This window comes from Ruegeria atlantica (genome assembly GCF_013033965.1).
Lineage (GTDB): Bacteria > Pseudomonadota > Alphaproteobacteria > Rhodobacterales > Rhodobacteraceae > Ruegeria > Ruegeria atlantica_D.
Map to the genome: position 1 here is coordinate 109030 of NZ_WQFE01000011.1, position 16439 is coordinate 125468.

Genomic DNA, 16439 nt, shown 5'->3' on the forward strand with positions numbered 1-16439 from the left:
TCACACGTCCTCCATGTGTGAGGCGTCGAATGCACCAGGCAAGAGTTGCCCGATTGTGGTTTCAAATTCGGCCCCGTCGACGGTTGCCAAAGTCACCTTAGCGTCCCGCTTTCCAAATTCGGCCAGCTTCTGCCTGCATCCTCCACAAGGCGGCACCGGTTGCGGGCTTGAGGCAACGACATACACCTCGGACAGTTCCTGTTCGCCAGCGGCGACCATCGCAGCGATTGCCCCAGCCTCAGCACAGGTACCTTCAGGGTAAGCCACGTTTTCCACGTTGCAGCCAGTATAGACTTCGCCGCTTGTCGAACGGATTGCAGCCCCAACTTTGAAGTTAGAATAAGGCGCATAGGCTTTTTCCCGGACAGACAGTGCTGCATCTTTCAAAGTCATGGCGATTCCCCGTTTTTGATCAACTGGTCAGAAAATCATACCCTAAAGGATAGAGGGCAAGGAGTTGAACCCCCGCGCGAAAGATTCCTAAGCTAAATTCCTCTTAGCCCAGCTTGGTATTGAAGACCCCCGGAAGGGTGACCTCAAGCAATTCGACATCATCCGAAGGGTCGGACAGTTTGGTGCGCATGCCGGGCGGGATCACAAAGGCATCCCCTTGTTCCAGACGGTAAGGATCGCGCCCTTCACCTTCCAGAGTAACCTCACCCGTCATGATAAAAGAAAAGTGGATATCCGTGTCATGCGACGCCCATTCCGGATCACCTTGACCTTTGCGAACGACCTGCACGCCGGCAACGCCTTTGGTATTCTCGGCAATCGTCGTGTCGCGGCAGATATACCCCGGCAGTCGGAATTGCCCCCACTCAGCACCTTCAGCCTTGTTGTAAACGAAACGCTGCCCTTGCCATTCGCGGTCCGGGCGGAAGTGCGGCGTGGGCAACTGCATTTCGTGATCGATTTCGGTGACATGTTCAGCCGGAACACCGATTTCGATGACCTGAACATTATCTGATGCTTCAAGCACCCGGTGACGAATTTCTGGGGGTTGGATAAAGCAATCCCCGGCCGTCAGGCGCATTTTTTCGCCCTGGTCTTCGTAGACGACGTCGACCCAGCCATGAATGCAGAAAATCAACTGAAACCCGACCTTGTGGAAATGCACCATGTCGGGCACCGGGCCGCCGTCAGGAATACGGATATGGCTTGCAATAATCGAACCACCCAGCCGATCCGGCACCAGATCGCGGTAATGCATCCCGGCCCGCCCAATGATCCAGGGTGCCTGATCCTTGAGCCGGCGCACCACGAAGGAATGCACTGTTTCCGGCATCACCATTGGCGGGTTAAGCTCGCCAACCTCAACCCGTGTGCCGTTGGGCGCGACCAGAGTACGCTGCCCATTCGCAAATCCATCGGGATCGTCTGTCAGGATACGGATCGTGCCTGCCGCCTCGGGCGCATCTTTTTCGATCCGAAGGCGCAATCCATGGCCGGAAAAAACGGCAACACGCGGGTCGTCGGCGGGATAGATCATATCCATCCTCATGCCGAGGATCTTTGTGAAAAACGGGATATCGTCGCGCAGTTCGCTGGTGGATAGTCGGATTTCAGCGCGCGTCTGGCTGTTGTTCAAGGTCGAGGTCATTCAGCTTCTCTTCGGCATCGGATTTTGGCCATCCGATCAGAACAGAGGCCAAAATGCCAATCGAAAAGAACATCTCAAGCGTTTCTTCCAGAACAAAAAAACGCACTGTCATGATTGCCGAAAGATCTGCCTGGTAGATTCCGGACACTTCCTCAAGCAGTTGTGCGGTCACCGCAAGCAATCCCGCCAGCACGAAAATCACAAAAAACGGTGCCCGTCGCTTTGCCGCCTGCCACGCGGTCGGTACGCCATGCCAAAGAACCCCGCCGATTACGACAACAGCTAGGACAACCCGGACCAGCGTCATGTCGAGCAAACTGTCCAAACTGCTCAGAAGCCAGTATGGTAGGCTGTCCACCGAGTAGATTTCGGCCTCAAGCTCTCTTTCCGCCAACAGCAAACAGACCAGCGCAATGTACAGACGGGTTATTCCGGTATAACGCCGAAGCGCAGCCAGGCCCGCGGCAAACAGCGCTGCGGCCGAGATCGTTTCGAACAATCCCCCCTCTTCATTCAGAGCAAGGGCTTGAACCGGCCAGATACTGACGGCGACCAGGACAAGGACAGCGATCACAAAAACAGGCACGTATACCGCGCGCACATGGCCAAGGCCAATCTGGCCCGCCGGGTAGGCGGCCCGTGCCTGAAATTCATCTTTATAGCTCATGTATGGCTTTCAGTGCTCGACAGGTCTAGGTTGGTTCCAAAGTTGCCCGAATGTAAAAACAATGTGACGCTTTTCAACGGGTGGCCGGGGAAGTTTAGCGAAACTGTTGCAAAATGACGTAGCGTAGCCAGAGCCGGGAAAATAGTTTAACACTAAATCAAATTTTTTGAGGAGTTGAGTCGCCGATGTCGGATACACCCAGCCTGCGGCAGGCAGCGCTTGAATATCACGCCCACCCAAAGCCCGGTAAGCTAGAAATCAAAGCGACAAAACCAATGGCAAACGGCCGCGATCTCGCGCGGGCCTACTCTCCCGGAGTGGCCGAGGCCAGCCTCGAAATCAAAGCCGATCCTGCCAATGCCGAGCTTTATACCGCGCGCGGAAACCTCGTGGCAGTCGTCTCGAACGGCACAGCGGTTTTGGGGTTGGGAAACATCGGCGCGCTTGCCTCGAAGCCTGTGATGGAAGGCAAAGCCGTTCTGTTCAAGAAATTCGCCGGGATTGATTGCTTTGACATCGAGGTCGATCAACCCGACCCCGAGAAACTGGCGGATATCGTTTGCGCGCTTGAACCGACCTTTGGCGCGATCAATCTCGAAGACATCAAAGCGCCAGACTGTTTCGTTGTGGAAAAGCTATGCCGGGAACGGATGAACATTCCGGTTTTCCACGACGACCAGCACGGCACCGCGATCGTTGTGGGTGCCGCGGCCAAGAATGCGCTTCACGTTGCCGGCAAGAAATTCGAAGACGTTAAAGTGGTCTCAACCGGCGGCGGGGCAGCGGGAATTGCCTGTCTGATGATGTTGGTCAAACTGGGCGTCAAGCGCGAGAACATCTGGCTATGTGACATTCACGGGCTTGTCTACGAAGGTCGCGAAGAGGATATGAACCCGCACAAGGACCAATTCGCGCAAAAAACGGACCTGCGCACGTTGGACGACGTGATCGGAGATGCAGACCTGTTCCTTGGCCTCAGCGGGCCGAACGTCCTGAAACCCGAGATGGTTGAGAAAATGGCAAAGCGCCCGATCATCTTCGCTCTGGCCAACCCGACGCCGGAAATCCTGCCGCAGGCCGCGCGCGAGGTTGCACCGGATGCAATCATTGCTACCGGTCGCAGCGATTTTCCCAATCAGGTCAACAACGTACTGTGTTTTCCCTTTATCTTCCGGGGCGCTCTGGATGTGGGGGCGACCGAGATCAATGACGAAATGCAGATCGCCTGCGTGGACGGTATCGCCGAGATGGCCCGCGCTACCACCAGCGCCGAGGCTGCAGCGGCGTACAAGGGTGAGCAACTGACTTTTGGCCCAGATTACCTGATCCCCAAACCCTTTGACCCGCGCCTTGTTGGCGTGGTGTCCTCGGCCGTGGCCAAAGCTGCGATGGAAAGCGGCGTCGCCAAGCGCCCGATCGACGACATCGAGGCCTATAAAGAGAAGTTGAACCAAACCGTATTCAAGTCGGCCCTGCTTATGCGCCCGGTCTTTGAGGCGGCGGCAGTGGCTTCGCGCCGGATCGTGTTTGCCGAGGGTGAAGATGAGCGTGTTCTGCGTGCCGCACAGGCGATCCTTGAGGAAACCACCGAAACTCCGATCCTGATTGGCCGCCCCGAAGTGATCAATGCCCGCTGCGAAAAGTTGGGTCTGACGGTGCGGCCGGGTAAGGATTTCCAGATCGTGAACCCACATGACGACCCACGGTATTACGACTACTGGAATTCGTATCACGAGATCATGCAGCGCCGCGGTGTTACGCCGGATCTGGCCAAGGCAATCATGCGCACGAACAACACCGCCATTGCTGCCATCATGGTGCAAAGGGGCGAGGCAGACAGCATGATCTGCGGCACTTTTGGCGAGTATCGTTGGCACCTGAACTACGTCGATCAGGTTCTGGGCGATGGCGATCTGCACCCGCATGGCGCGCTGTCGCTGATGATCCTGGAGGACGGACCGCTGTTCATCGCCGATACCCATGTTCGGCAGCTGCCAACCCCCGAAGAGCTGGCCGAGTCGACCATTGGCGCCGCGCGCCATGTTCGGCGGTTCGGAATCGAACCCAAAATCGCTTTCTGTTCTCAATCGCAATTTGGCAATCAATCCGAAGGTTCGGGCAAGCGTTTACGGGCGGCAATAGATATCCTCGACTCTGAGCCGCGTGATTTCACATATGAGGGTGAAATGAACCTGGATCTTGCACTGGACCCTGAGCTGCGTTCGCGGATCTTCCCGAATTCGCGCCTGACGGGGGCGGCCAACGTTCTGATTTTCGCCCATGCAGATGCGGCCAGCGGAGTGCGCAATATCCTCAAGATGAAAGCCGATGGTCTGGAGGTTGGCCCGATCCTGATGGGCATGGGCAACAAGGCGCATATCGTGACACCCTCGATCACGGCGCGCGGCTTGCTGAACATGGCAGCAATCGCGGGCACCCCGGTTGCGCATTACGGTTAGTTAACCAAAACACCTTAATCAGGGCGCCAACATCGGCGCCCTTTTTTGATTCAAAGCCGGGCGCGAAATTTGCACGACAAAATATTCAACTTTGCAAAAACTCGAAAATAGTCGCAAAAAACCAGCAAAAAGACATGAATTTGCAAAAATTTGCAGGCTTTCTTACGGAATCTTGCAAATTTTTTGCGGTAAAGTGACGCTCCGTCACACCGCTCGCTTGTGCGGTGTCTCTCGGCCACATAACACATTTCTCCAAGAGTTTTAGGAGGAGGTCACTGTGGCTTATCAGGACGTTTACGAAGGTTGGAAATCAGACCCAGAGGCATTTTGGATGGATGCCGCAAAGGCGATCGACTGGGTTCAACCGCCGACCAAAGCCCTGTTTGACGAAAACGCCCCCCTGTATGAATGGTTCGGCGACGCCAAAGTGAACACCTGCTGGAACGCGGTCGACCGGCATGTCGAAAAAGGACGGGGTGAGCAGACCGCCATCATCTATGACAGCCCAATCACACACACCAAGCGCGAGATTTCTTATGTCGAGCTGCGCAATCGCGTGGCCACGCTGGCCGGAGCACTGCGGGCCAAGGGTATCGAAAAGGGCGACCGTGTCATCATCTATATGCCGATGATCCCCGAAGCCTTGGAAGCCATGCTCGCCTGCGCCCGACTGGGTGCCGTACATTCGGTCGTGTTCGGCGGCTTTGCCAGCAACGAACTGGCCGTACGGATCGACGACGCCAGGCCTAAGGCGATCATCGCCGCCTCCTGCGGGATGGAGCCGGGGCGCGTCGTGCACTACAAGCCGCTGCTGGATGGGGCCATAGACATGGCCAGCCATAAACCCGAATTCTGCGTGATCTTCCAGCGTGAACAGGAAGTGGCCCAGCTGATCGAGGGTCGCGACTATAACTGGCACGGCTTTCAATACGGCGTCGAACCGGCAGAATGCGTGCCGGTCGACGGCAATCACCCGGCGTATATCCTGTACACATCTGGCACGACCGGTGCTCCCAAGGGCGTTGTGCGCCCAACAGCAGGCCATTTGGTCGCTCTGAACTGGACGATGAAGAACATTTATGATGTCGATCCGGGCGATGTCTTCTGGGCGGCCTCGGACGTGGGCTGGGTCGTGGGGCATTCCTATATCTGCTACGCGCCATTGATCCACGGAAACACGACGATTGTGTTTGAAGGCAAGCCCGTCGGCACCCCCGATGCAGGTACTTTCTGGCGGGTGATTTCCGAACATAAGGTCAAAAGCTTCTTCACCGCCCCAACCGCCATCCGTGCCGTCAAACGCGAAGATCCCAAGGGCGAGATGTTGGCGAAGTACGACCTATCCTGCCTGCGCGCCTTGTATCTGGCAGGTGAGCGCGCCGACCCCGACACGATCGAATGGGCTCAGGACGCACTAAAGGTTCCGGTGATCGACCACTGGTGGCAGACCGAAACCGGCTGGACCATCGCAGGCAACCCTCTGGGAATTGAGGAACTGCCGATCAAGCTGGGCTCGCCCGCCAAACCGATGCCGGGCTATGATGTGCAGATTTTGGATGAAGGCGGTCATCCGATGAAACCCGGTGAGCTGGGTGCAATTGCGGTCAAGCTTCCCCTGCCCCCCGGTACTCTGCCGACGCTTTGGAATGCCGAGGAGCGGTTCAAAAGTTCCTACCTGAATCAGTTCCCCGGATTCTACGAAACCGGCGACGCAGGCATGATTGATGAAGATGGCTATCTCTACATCATGGCGCGGACGGATGACGTGATCAACGTCGCGGGTCACCGTCTGTCGACCGGTGGGATGGAAGAGGTTCTGGCTGCTCACCCCGACGTCGCTGAATGTGCCGTGATCGGCGTGACAGACCAGTTAAAAGGTCAAATGCCGGTGGGCTTCCTCTGTCTGAACGCGGGCTGCGACCGCGACCATGGCGAAGTCGTTCAGGACGTGGTCAAACTGGTACGTGAAAAGATCGGACCAGTTGCCGCGTTCAAACTGGCCGTTGTGGTCGACCGCCTTCCCAAGACACGGTCAGGCAAGATCCTGCGTGGAACGATGGTGTCGATTGCAGACAGCAAGGAATACAAGATGCCAGCGACCATTGATGATCCCGCCATTCTGGACGAAATCACTGACGCGTTAAAATCTATTGGCTACGCGCAATAACAGATCAGCGGGCGACGATCCGTCGCCCGCCGCCTGTCTTTCTCTTGCAACCTGAAACAAGCCCCCTACTGTCGTCCCAAGACAGCGAGGGCCCATGACACAAACCGATATCTGGCGTTTGAACGCCACCGACCTGACCGCCTTGACCCGCAGCGGTGAGTTGAGCGCGCTGGAGGTCACTCAGAATGCAGTCGACCGAATGCATCAGGCCAACACAGACCTGAACGCGGTGGTCGAAGACCTGAGCACCGAGGCGCTGGAACGTGCGCGGGAACTGGATACGGCCGTGGCGGGCGGTGCACCTGCAAGGCCGTTGCATGGCGTTCCCGTCACTATCAAGATCAACGTCGACCAAAAGGGGCATGCGACCTCGAACGGTGTTGTTGCCCTGAAGGATGTGATCGCACCCGACGACGCGCCGGTTGTGCGCAATCTGCAGAATGCCGGGGCCATCGTGATCGGGCGGACCAACACGCCCGAATTCTCATTCCGTGCCGATACTGACAACCCGCTGCATGGCCGGACACACAACCCTTGGGGCCGACATATCTCTCCCGGCGGGTCTTCGGGCGGGGCCGGTGCAGGAGTAATGGCCGGGATCGGCGCGCTGGCGCATGGCAACGACATCGGCGGCAGCCTGCGGTTTCCAGCGGCCGCCAATGGCGCGGTCACGGTCAAACCTGGATTGGGGCGTGTCCCCGCGTGGAACCCCAGCCAGCAAGCCGAGCGCGGAATTCTGGCCCAATCCATGTCAGTGCAGGGGCTGATCACCCGCTCGGCTGCGGATTTGCATCTGTCTATGCCCAGCATGATCGCACCTGACCCGCGCGATCCGTTTCACGTTTCAATGCCGTGGCGTGGGGAAGCCATGGACGGCCCGATCAAAGTGGCCTTCACCAAGAACACTTTTGGCTATGCGCTGCACCCTGAGGTCGAAAAGGCGCTGGACACGGCCCGCAATGCGCTGACCGACGCGGGTTATCTCGTGGAAGAGATCGACCCGCCGGATGTCTTTGAATGCGGCCGGTCAGGCTATCGCGCCTTGATGGGCGAAGTCCTGACCCTGATGCAAAGCGACATCAAGGCGGCAGGATCTGAAACCATCCGCGAGATATTTGACGTTTATTTTCAGGAGTTCCCGCCCATTGTGGAAACCGACCTGATCCGAATGTTAGCCAAGCGCAGCCACTTCGCCCGGGAATGGTCATTATTTATGGAAGACTATGCACTAGTCCTGTCACCCTTTCTGCCGCAACCGTTTTTCAAACCGGATCGGGACACCGAAGGCGCCGAAGGGGTGCATGAAGTACTTGGCTGTGCCGTTTATTCCTATGCGATGAACTTCCTTGGCCTGCCCGCCGCTTGCGTTCCTGCTCGGCTTTCAGATCTGCCCGATGGACCGCAACCGATCAACGTCCAGATCGCCGCCCGTCGCTGGCGCGAAGATATGGCCGTAGACGCTGCCGCCGAGATTGAAACACGGGTCGGACAAATGTGCCTGCCGCTTTGGGATAAGATGAGCGCGTAGTGCACCAGAGAACGAAAATAGACCCCGGGTTATTGTGCCCGGGGTCCGCTTGCTAAAATATGCCCGGATATCATTAACGAGCGTAGCACCACCTACCCTCGCCAGCGCTGAAACTGCGCACTCGTTCGAAAACGTCGTTTGGTGGCCACTCACTCCCACCGAGACGTGTTCTCCGGGCAAGATCAGGTTAGCGGAAAGTTAATGAAGCTCATGTGAACTGCTTCACACAAGTTCTAAAAATTTCGTAAACCCCGGATTTTAGGTGAATTGTTCAGAGATTAGACGCTCTTCCAACCCATGACCGGGGTCGAACAGAATGCGGTGTTGGATTGAGGGTTCGGAACGAATCTCAACCCAGTCGATATCAGGAAATGACACCGAATCCGCGTCCGCCATGACCGGGCGCTTGTCTGCATCCAGAACATCAAAACGCACCTTTGCGATTTTGGGTAACAGCGCCCCACGCCACCGGCGAGGCCTGAACGCGGCAATTGCCGTCAGGGCCAGTACGTCCGATCCGATCGGCAGGATCGGGCCATGGGCCGAGTAGTTATATGCGGTCGATCCTGCAGGCGTAGACAGCAACGCGCCATCACAGACCAGCTCATCCATCCGAACCCTGCCATCGACGCTTATCTTGAGACGCGCAGCCTGCGGTCCGGCCCGCAGCAGCGACACCTCGTTGATCGCCAATGCCTCGTGCATCTTGCCGGACTGATCCATCGCGCGCATGGCCAATGGGTTGATGACTTCTTCCTCGGCTTCATCGAGACGCGCCATCAAATCCCTTTCGTGGAACTCGTTCATAAGAAAACCGATCGTTCCACGATTCATTCCATAAACCGGCGTGTCCAGGTGCTGCATGTTGTGCAGCGTATGAAGCATGAACCCGTCACCGCCCAATGCCACCACCACATCCGCATCCCGCGGGGCGGCATTGCCATAACGTTTTACCAGTGCGTCTCGGGCTGTCTGGGCCACTTTGACGTCACTGGCGAGAAAAGCGATTCTCTGGATCATTTGATGCGGTTTCCGGTCTTGCACATTTGGTTCCGAAACAACCATACCTTTCCCCGATAGGCCAGACTTGACGCCACAGCGGGCCAAATCGTCGCTTTAAAGCTTTTGCGCATGTGCCGTTTCCGATAGGAAATCCGCAAGATTCTTACCCAGCCATGTGGAGCCCCCATGAACGCTAATCTTCGTGATACCGGATTTTTCACCCAGCCTTTGTCTGACCGCGATCCTGAGCTTTTTGGCTCGATCACATCCGAGCTGGGTCGTCAGCGCGACGAGATCGAACTGATCGCGTCCGAGAACATCGTCTCTGCCGCCGTGATGGAGGCACAGGGTTCGGTAATGACCAACAAATACGCCGAAGGCTATCCCGGCCGTCGTTACTATGGCGGTTGTCAATACGTGGACATCGCCGAGAATCTGGCCATCGACCGGGCCAAGCAGCTGTTCGGTTGTGAGTTCGCCAACGTACAGCCTAACTCGGGCAGCCAAGCCAACCAGGGTGTTTTCCAGGCGCTGATCCAGCCGGGCGACACCATTCTGGGCATGAGCCTGGATGCCGGCGGTCACCTGACCCACGGTGCCCGTCCGAACCAGTCGGGCAAGTGGTTCAACGCGGTGCAGTATGGCGTCCGTAAAGAAGACAACATGCTGGACTATGATCAGGTCGAGGCGCTGGCAAAAGAGCACCAGCCCAAGCTGATCATCGCCGGTGGCTCGGCCATCCCGCGCCAGATCGACTTTGCCCGCATGCGCGAGATCGCCGATATGGTCGGTGCCTACCTGCACGTGGACATGGCGCATTTCGCTGGTCTGGTGGCAGCGGGTGAGCACCCCAGCCCCTTCCCGCATGCGCATGTGGCAACGACCACCACGCACAAGACCCTGCGCGGTCCGCGTGGCGGCATGATCCTGACCAATGATGAAGACATCGCCAAGAAAGTAAACTCGGCCATCTTCCCCGGCATTCAGGGCGGCCCGTTGATGCATGTGATCGCAGGCAAAGCTGTGGCCTTTGGCGAGGCGCTGCGTCCCGAGTTCAAAAGCTACATCCAGCAGGTTGTGACCAACGCGCAGGCGCTGTCGGATCAGCTGATCAAGGGTGGTCTGGACACGGTGACCCACGGCACCGACACCCATGTGGTGCTGGTTGATCTGCGCCCCAAAGGCGTCAAAGGCAACGCGACCGAAAAGGCACTGGGCCGCGCGCATATCACCTGCAACAAGAACGGCGTTCCGTTTGACCCGGAGAAACCGACGATCACATCGGGCATCCGTCTGGGCAGCCCTGCCGGAACTACGCGCGGCTTTGGCGAGATCGAATTCCGCCAGATCGCCGACTGGATCATCGAGGTTGTCGACGGTCTGGCCGCCAATGGCGAAGACGGCAATGGTGCGGTTGAAGCCAAGGTCAAAGCCGAGGTCGCAGACCTTTGCGCGAAATTCCCGATCTATCCGAACCTGTAAGCGAGATAGGGATCAATCATCAAAACGGCGTCCATGGGGCGCCGTTTTTTTGAATCCAGTCAGATGTATCCGCGCCAGCGCAAGACAAACACCGCCAAAGCTGCCAACACCAGAAAACCCAGAGCCAGCGATCCCAGGAAGCTCAGGAACCAGCCCCAACGGCGATCTGCCAGGTTGATGCCGCTCAGATGGGTCTGAACCTCTTCCGATGCCTTGGCCAGTTTCGGAGTGTCCAGCATCAGCCGCAATTTGGGGTGCGAGGCCATCTGCTCGGCCCCCGCCAGCAGCATCGCCTGCTTGTAGATGCGACGCGGCAACCGACGTTTGGCCTTTCGGACCGAGGCCGTCAGTGTTTTGTCCTTCACACCCAGCTTTTGACGCAGCAATTGCACCGTCTGCGCGATCTGGGTTTGGATATCCGAAGTTTCCGACATGACCCGCCTCCTGCCTGCGCAATCTAACCTCAGCCCGCGGGGGCGACAATGGGGGCTGGTCGTTTGAAACGCGCGCAGGTATCACAGCACCATGCTGAACACGATCATTCACGGCGAACCGACGTCGAACCCTCCTTTGTTGATTGCCCATGGGCTGTACGGGTCCGCTCGGAATTGGGGGGTGATTGCGCGTCGGTTATCTGATGAAAGGCAAGTAGTTGCGGTGGATATGCGCAATCACGCCTACAGCGAATGGACAGACCAGCATGGCTATCCCGATCTGGCTGAGGATCTGGCCGAGGTGATCTGGCAACTTGGCGGCAAGGCAGATGTTGTCGGTCATTCGATGGGTGGAAAAGCCGCCATGATGCTGGCGCTGACCCACGGCGAATTGGTGCGCAAGCTGGTTGTGGCGGACATCGCGCCCGTTACCTATGCTCACAGCCAAATTCAGTTCATCGAAGCCATGCGCGCCGTAGATTTTTCAACGATCGAAAGGCGCTCGGACGCCGAGGGGCAGTTGGCCGCGCAGGGCGTCGAAAAAGCGTTGCAGAGCTTTTTCACGCAATCACTGGACATCAAGGGCAAACGTTGGCTTTTGAACCTAGACACTTTGGCCGACGAAATGCCCAAAATCATGGGTTTTCCGGAAACTCATGAGTCCTGGGCTGGCCCGGCCCTGTTTTTGTCCGGCGGCAATTCCGATTACGTCCTGCCCGAACATCGCAACACCATCCGCGCCCTCTTCCCGGCCGCGCGATTTGCGAAGATTCCCGGCGCGGGCCATTGGCTGCACGCCGAGAAACCTCGTGAATTTGAAGCCGCAGTCAGAACCTTTCTGAACGCCTGATCAGGCCGCCTTCTGGTACAATTTCTTCGCAATCAACCAAGACGCCGGCAAGGCCACCACACAACCAGCCGCAGCTGCTGAAACGATTGCAACCGTAGACACCAATCCCGCGGACAGTACGGCAATAACGCCTGAACCGGCCAAGGCAGTTGCAATCAAAGTATACAGAATAGAGGCAAGGCGTAGCATCGTCAGTTGTCCTTTTGTCAGAAGCCCGACCATCGCTTTAGACAACTGACATGCTATACGCCTTGATCTGCGTCAGATTTCATCGGGCAGAGGTCAGTAATCAGGTTACTTCCCCGCCACCGTTGACCCAGTCCGGTAAACCGCCGATGTTGTAAACCTTTTCATACCCCATATCTTTCAGCAGCTTGCCCGCCAGCGCCGCCCGACCACCAGCCGCACAGTACAGCACGATTGCGCGGTCCTTGCGCAGCTCGGGGTCATGGGATTTCAGCGCGTCGTCGGCGCGGAATTCAAGCATACCGCGCGGGATATGATGCGCGTCTTGTGCGCGGCCTGTTTGCTGCAGCTCAATCGCGTCCCGCACATCCAGCAACAAAGCACCCTGCCCCATCAATTCCTTTGCTTTATTCGTGTCTACCCGTTCGACGGCAGCGTTCGCCGCCTCCATCATCTGGCCTACGGTCAATGGCATGAAACGTCCCCTCTGGTGAATCTCACCAGAGGCTAACACGGTAAACCGGGAAAGAGCAGGCCTGTAGAGTGATCAGTGCTCGCGGAAGGCGCGGGACATACTGTCTGTCACAGGCTTTGCAATATAGGCCGCAAAGGTGCGTTCTTCGGTCTGGATCATGATCTCAGCCGGCATGCCGGGTGTGGGAACAAACCCACGTACGCGGTCCATCTCATCGGGTTCCAGCGAGATGCGCGCCAGATAAACCTCTTGGATGACACCAGCCGAATCTTCGACCAGCGCGTCCGCCGAGACATAGAAAACCTCGCCACTGAGTACAGGAGTGGTACGTTGGTTCAACGCGACCAGTCGAACCGTCGCCTGCTGACCGGTCACGACACTGTCGATTTCGGTCCGGGGAATCTGCGCCTCAATAATCAAGGGCGCATCCTTTGGCAGGATTTCCGCGATAGGTTCACCGGTTTCAATCACACCACCCGCCGTGTGGTAGTGCAATCGCACCACAGTGCCCGTGACCGGAGCGCGCACAACCGCACGGTCCAAAACGCTGCGGGCCTGCCGGGATTTTTCGCGGACGCTTTCCAGATCAGCTGCTATCACACCCAATTCGTCCAGCGCAGCTTCGCGATAGGCGGAACGTGTTCGGGAAATCTGTTCTTCGTATTTCAGAATCATCTGGTTGATTTCAGCCGTTTCAGCCGTCAACCGCGCCTGCTGGCCCTCGGCCTCGGCCTGCACACGGCGGATCGTGTTGATATCGCCCTTACGCACCAGCCCCTTTTCGAACAGGGCCTGCTTGGTATCGTACTCTTCCTGCAGGATTTCCGCGCGCCGGACCATGCTTTCCAACTGCGCCTCAAACCCACTTGAGCGAATTTTCAGGGCTTCCATGTTACGTTGCAGCAAAGCGATATCGTTCAGCAGTGTCTTGCGGGATACTTCAAAGCTGATCTTTTGTCCGTCGAGGATCGCCATCACTTCGACATCATCTGACGCTTCAATCAGCTCAGGAGAAAACTCAAGCCGGTCGCGCTCATTGTTTTCAGCCGACAAGCGTTCTGACATGGCTTGCAGGCGGATTTTGCGGATGAACAGTTCGCGTTCATTTGACTCGGCCGAGGTCTGATCAAGGGTCATAAGAACCTGTCCCTTGATGACGGATTGACCTTCGATAACCTTGATATCGTCGATAATCCCACCCTCAAGGTGCTGTACGATCTTGTTCTGCCCTGTCGCGACGAAACTGCCTTGCGCGATCACCGCCGCAGCCAGCGGCGCGCGAAAGGACCAGACGCCAAACCCGCCAAAGCAGACGACCAGCAAGATGATACCAACGACAACAAAGCGGTGGATCGTACGCGGAACCTCGGCATACCAAACAGCTGGGTCCTTGGGATCATTGTTTACGGGTACAAGTTCGTTCATGCCGGGCCCCCTTGCTGCGACTGAATGCCGGGTCGGTTCCCGCGCGAGGCGTTCAACTGTTGCAACACCTGTTCACGGTGACCAAACAGCGCCACGCGACCATCCGTCAGCAGCATGATCTTGTCGACAACGCTCAACAGCGTCGGTTTCTGAGTGATGACCACAACCGTGATCTTGTTTTCTTTGGCCTGTGCAATCGCCCGGGACAGCGCCTGATCACCGGCCACGTCCAAGTTCGAGTTCGGCTCGTCCAGGACAACCATGCGCGGATTGCCAAAGAATGCGCGCGCCAGTGCGATACGCTGTTTTTGCCCACCCGAAAGTGGTGAGCCATCCGCCGCAACCACGGTTTCATACCCTTGCGGCAAAGTGGCGATCATGTTGTGCACATCGGCCAGAACGGCGGCATCATGGATTTGCTCATCCGTCGCATCGGCACGCATACGACCGATATTGTCTTTGATCGTACCCGGGAACAACTGAACGTCCTGCGGCAGATAACCGATGCTTTCTCCGAACTGACGCGGATCCCAGTTGCGGATGTCCATCAGGTCCAGACGAACGCTTCCGGATGTCGGCAGGATCGAACCAACCAGAGTTTTACCCAACGTGGTTTTTCCAGCCCCGGAATTTCCAATAACGGCCAGTGTTTCACCAGGATTGAGCGAAAAGCTAATCCCGTTCAGGACAACACGTTTGGTGCCGCCTGGGACGTAAAGCAAGCGTTCGACATCCATACGCCCCTCGGGACGCGGCAGGCGCAGCTTTTCAAACTGCAGGGCCGAATTGGACAGAAGGTTTTTGATCCGCCCAAAAGCGGCGCGCGTCAGCAGGAATGAGTTCCAGCCTTCAATCGATCCTTCGATCGGCGCAAAAGCGCGCCCGGCGATAATCGAAGCTGCGATGACCATACCACCGGTGATCTCACCCTGCAGCGCCAGATAGGCGCCCCAGCCCAGAATGGCAATTTGTGTCAACAAACGCACAGCACGAGAGATGGCCGCGAAGATCACGTTCCGGTCCTGCGCCCGAACTTGCCATGTCAAAGATTGAGCCGTGTCGCGCCCCCAGATACGCACCGCCTCGGGGATCATTGCCAAGGCGTTGATGATCTGGCTGTTGCGCGCCATCGAGTCGAGGTGCAAGTTTGCCATAGACTGGGATTTGTTCGCCTCGGCAAAGGGCTTGGCGGTCATTTTCTGGTTCACCAGCGCGATAATCATCAGCAACAGCGCAGTTACGATAACGATTGATCCAAGCTGGGGATGGACCAGGAAGATCATCAGAATGAACAGCGGCGCAAAAGGTACATCAAGGAACGAGATCAACGTTCCTGATACGAGGAAGCCGCGCACCTGCTGAAGATCACCCAGCGTCTGGTATTCGCGTCCATTGCCGTGCAGCGACGCATGTGCCGCCGCACTGAGAACAGGCGCGCCCAATCGCGCGGCCACCTCGACCGCAGTCCGCATAAGAATAAAGCGACGCACCGCATCAAAGGCCGCCTGAAAGATCACGGCTCCGGCAACGATGGTGGTCAGCATGATCAGCGTATCCAAAGACCGGCTGGTCAGTACCCGGTCGCTGATTTGAAACAGGTAAATTGGGATCGCCAGTATCAAAATGTTGGTTGCGCAGGTCAGAACCAATACAAATGCCAGATTGCGCCAGATCGCCCGAAGGGAGACGCGCAGCGTGTTTTGGAAATCCTCCGGCGGTGTGCGCTTATGGAATGTCTGGGGTGGCCCGTTGCCGTCACCTCCGCCCGTTTTTCGGAGTTGCATCGGCTCGTTCGCCTTAGCCTCGATAGTGGCACCTATGCGTTCACCGCCCTTCGAGCGCGTTTGGGGGGTCACCCGCGCTGTCGTTTCTGTAGCGGTGGTAGGATCGGGGCTTTGGGCTTCTTCGGCCACCCCAGCGTCGCGGCCCTGGGCATTCTGATCTTTAGCGGGCTGCGACTGTTCGTGCCGGGGGGAAGCTGCGGCACGAATTGGTGGTTCCGACCTGGGTTTGGTCGCCGGCTTATTGGGCTTAACAGCTTTTGCGGCAACCGTATCATCCTTTTTCGCAGTCATCTTGGGACTGTCCTTTGGATCTGGCACACGCATTTCTTGGTTCAGACGCAAACTTGGCGTCTCAGCTGTTCTTGGTTGGGAACCATCGC

The 16439-nt window shown here is 57.3% G+C and carries 13 protein-coding genes; 5 read left to right on the forward strand and 8 right to left on the reverse strand.

Annotated features, from left to right (window positions below; translation table 11 throughout):
- The 3 genes from GOW16_RS18150 to mprA form a co-directional block, all read right to left on the reverse strand.
- The gene (locus GOW16_RS18150) at positions 1-393 is read right to left on the reverse strand and encodes a cytidine deaminase (protein WP_170417786.1); all 393 of its coding nucleotides are present in this window, start codon (positions 391-393) and stop codon (positions 1-3) included.
- Positions 394-496: 103 nt separating this feature from the next.
- Positions 497-1600 (reverse strand): cupin domain-containing protein, encoded by a 1104-nt coding sequence (locus GOW16_RS18155; protein WP_170417789.1) that lies wholly within the window; start codon positions 1598-1600, stop codon positions 497-499.
- Complete coding sequence (gene mprA, locus GOW16_RS18160; RefSeq protein WP_170417793.1) at positions 1563-2267, reverse strand: MprA protease, GlyGly-CTERM protein-sorting domain-containing form; 705 nt, start codon at positions 2265-2267, stop codon at positions 1563-1565. The genes GOW16_RS18155 and mprA overlap by 38 nt, the downstream gene beginning before the upstream one ends.
- Positions 2268-2452: 185 nt before the next feature.
- On the opposite strand from mprA, the gene GOW16_RS18165 reads away from it, so the two are divergent.
- The 3 genes from GOW16_RS18165 to GOW16_RS18175 all read left to right on the forward strand — a co-directional run bounded on the left by GOW16_RS18165 (position 2453) and on the right by GOW16_RS18175 (position 8421).
- Positions 2453-4726 (forward strand): NADP-dependent malic enzyme, encoded by a 2274-nt coding sequence (locus GOW16_RS18165; protein WP_170417796.1) that lies wholly within the window; start codon positions 2453-2455, stop codon positions 4724-4726.
- Positions 4727-5003: 277 nt separating this feature from the next.
- Positions 5004-6893 carry a propionate-CoA ligase PrpE gene (gene prpE / locus GOW16_RS18170; RefSeq protein WP_170417799.1) on the forward strand — a complete coding sequence of 630 codons (1890 nt, stop codon included), beginning with the start codon at positions 5004-5006 and terminating at the stop codon, positions 6891-6893.
- Positions 6894-6987: 94 nt separating this feature from the next.
- Positions 6988-8421 (forward strand): amidase family protein, encoded by a 1434-nt coding sequence (locus GOW16_RS18175; protein ID WP_170417802.1) that lies wholly within the window; start codon positions 6988-6990, stop codon positions 8419-8421.
- A 258-nt stretch (positions 8422-8679) separates the two neighbouring features.
- Here GOW16_RS18175 and GOW16_RS18180 read toward each other — a convergent pair whose 3' ends face one another.
- Entirely contained in the window at positions 8680-9441 is a 762-nt protein-coding gene (locus tag GOW16_RS18180) for an NAD kinase (protein WP_170417805.1), read from the reverse strand.
- Between the two features lie 168 nt (positions 9442-9609).
- On the opposite strand from GOW16_RS18180, the gene glyA reads away from it, so the two are divergent.
- Entirely contained in the window at positions 9610-10905 is a 1296-nt protein-coding gene (glyA, locus tag GOW16_RS18185; RefSeq protein ID WP_170417808.1) for a serine hydroxymethyltransferase, read from the forward strand.
- 59 nt (positions 10906-10964) lie between these two features.
- Here the strand turns inward: glyA and GOW16_RS18190 are convergent, their stop codons facing one another.
- Entirely contained in the window at positions 10965-11339 is a 375-nt protein-coding gene (locus GOW16_RS18190; protein ID WP_170417811.1) for a hypothetical protein, read from the reverse strand.
- A gap of 91 nt (positions 11340-11430) precedes the next feature.
- Between GOW16_RS18190 and GOW16_RS18195 the strand changes: the two genes are divergently transcribed.
- Positions 11431-12189 (forward strand): alpha/beta fold hydrolase, encoded by a 759-nt coding sequence (locus tag GOW16_RS18195; protein ID WP_170417814.1) that lies wholly within the window; start codon positions 11431-11433, stop codon positions 12187-12189.
- A 289-nt stretch (positions 12190-12478) separates the two neighbouring features.
- Here the strand turns inward: GOW16_RS18195 and GOW16_RS18200 are convergent, their stop codons facing one another.
- From GOW16_RS18200 to GOW16_RS18210, 3 genes are all read right to left on the reverse strand, one after another.
- The gene (locus GOW16_RS18200) at positions 12479-12850 is read right to left on the reverse strand and encodes a rhodanese-like domain-containing protein (RefSeq protein WP_170417817.1); all 372 of its coding nucleotides are present in this window, start codon (positions 12848-12850) and stop codon (positions 12479-12481) included.
- Positions 12851-12922: 72 nt separating this feature from the next.
- Positions 12923-14275: an HlyD family type I secretion periplasmic adaptor subunit gene (locus GOW16_RS18205; RefSeq protein WP_170417820.1), complete on the reverse strand. Its 1353-nt coding sequence runs from the start codon at positions 14273-14275 to the stop codon at positions 12923-12925.
- A complete protein-coding gene (locus GOW16_RS18210; RefSeq protein WP_438826275.1) occupies positions 14272-16350 on the reverse strand; it encodes a type I secretion system permease/ATPase in 2079 nt (692 codons plus the stop codon). Before GOW16_RS18210 ends, GOW16_RS18205 begins: the two co-directional genes overlap by 4 nt.
- Positions 16351-16439 lie beyond the last annotated feature (89 nt).

What these genes read in the sequence shown, in the direction of transcription:
- GOW16_RS18150 (WP_170417786.1), bottom strand. Translation starts at nt 393, where the DNA reads ATGACTTTGAAAGATGCAGCACTGTCTGTCCGGGAAAAAGCCTATGCG.
- GOW16_RS18155 (WP_170417789.1), bottom strand. Translation starts at nt 1,600, where the DNA reads ATGACCTCGACCTTGAACAACAGCCAGACGCGCGCTGAAATCCGACTA.
- mprA (WP_170417793.1), bottom strand. Translation starts at nt 2,267, where the DNA reads ATGAGCTATAAAGATGAATTTCAGGCACGGGCCGCCTACCCGGCGGGC.
- GOW16_RS18165 (WP_170417796.1), top strand. Translation starts at nt 2,453, where the DNA reads ATGTCGGATACACCCAGCCTGCGGCAGGCAGCGCTTGAATATCACGCC.
- GOW16_RS18175 (WP_170417802.1), top strand. Translation starts at nt 6,988, where the DNA reads ATGACACAAACCGATATCTGGCGTTTGAACGCCACCGACCTGACCGCC.
- GOW16_RS18180 (WP_170417805.1), bottom strand. Translation starts at nt 9,441, where the DNA reads ATGATCCAGAGAATCGCTTTTCTCGCCAGTGACGTCAAAGTGGCCCAG.
- glyA (WP_170417808.1), top strand. Translation starts at nt 9,610, where the DNA reads ATGAACGCTAATCTTCGTGATACCGGATTTTTCACCCAGCCTTTGTCT.
- GOW16_RS18190 (WP_170417811.1), bottom strand. Translation starts at nt 11,339, where the DNA reads ATGTCGGAAACTTCGGATATCCAAACCCAGATCGCGCAGACGGTGCAA.
- GOW16_RS18195 (WP_170417814.1), top strand. Translation starts at nt 11,431, where the DNA reads ATGCTGAACACGATCATTCACGGCGAACCGACGTCGAACCCTCCTTTG.
- GOW16_RS18200 (WP_170417817.1), bottom strand. Translation starts at nt 12,850, where the DNA reads ATGCCATTGACCGTAGGCCAGATGATGGAGGCGGCGAACGCTGCCGTC.
- GOW16_RS18205 (WP_170417820.1), bottom strand. Translation starts at nt 14,275, where the DNA reads ATGAACGAACTTGTACCCGTAAACAATGATCCCAAGGACCCAGCTGTT.
- GOW16_RS18210 (WP_438826275.1), bottom strand. Translation starts at nt 16,350, where the DNA reads ATGACTGCGAAAAAGGATGATACGGTTGCCGCAAAAGCTGTTAAGCCC.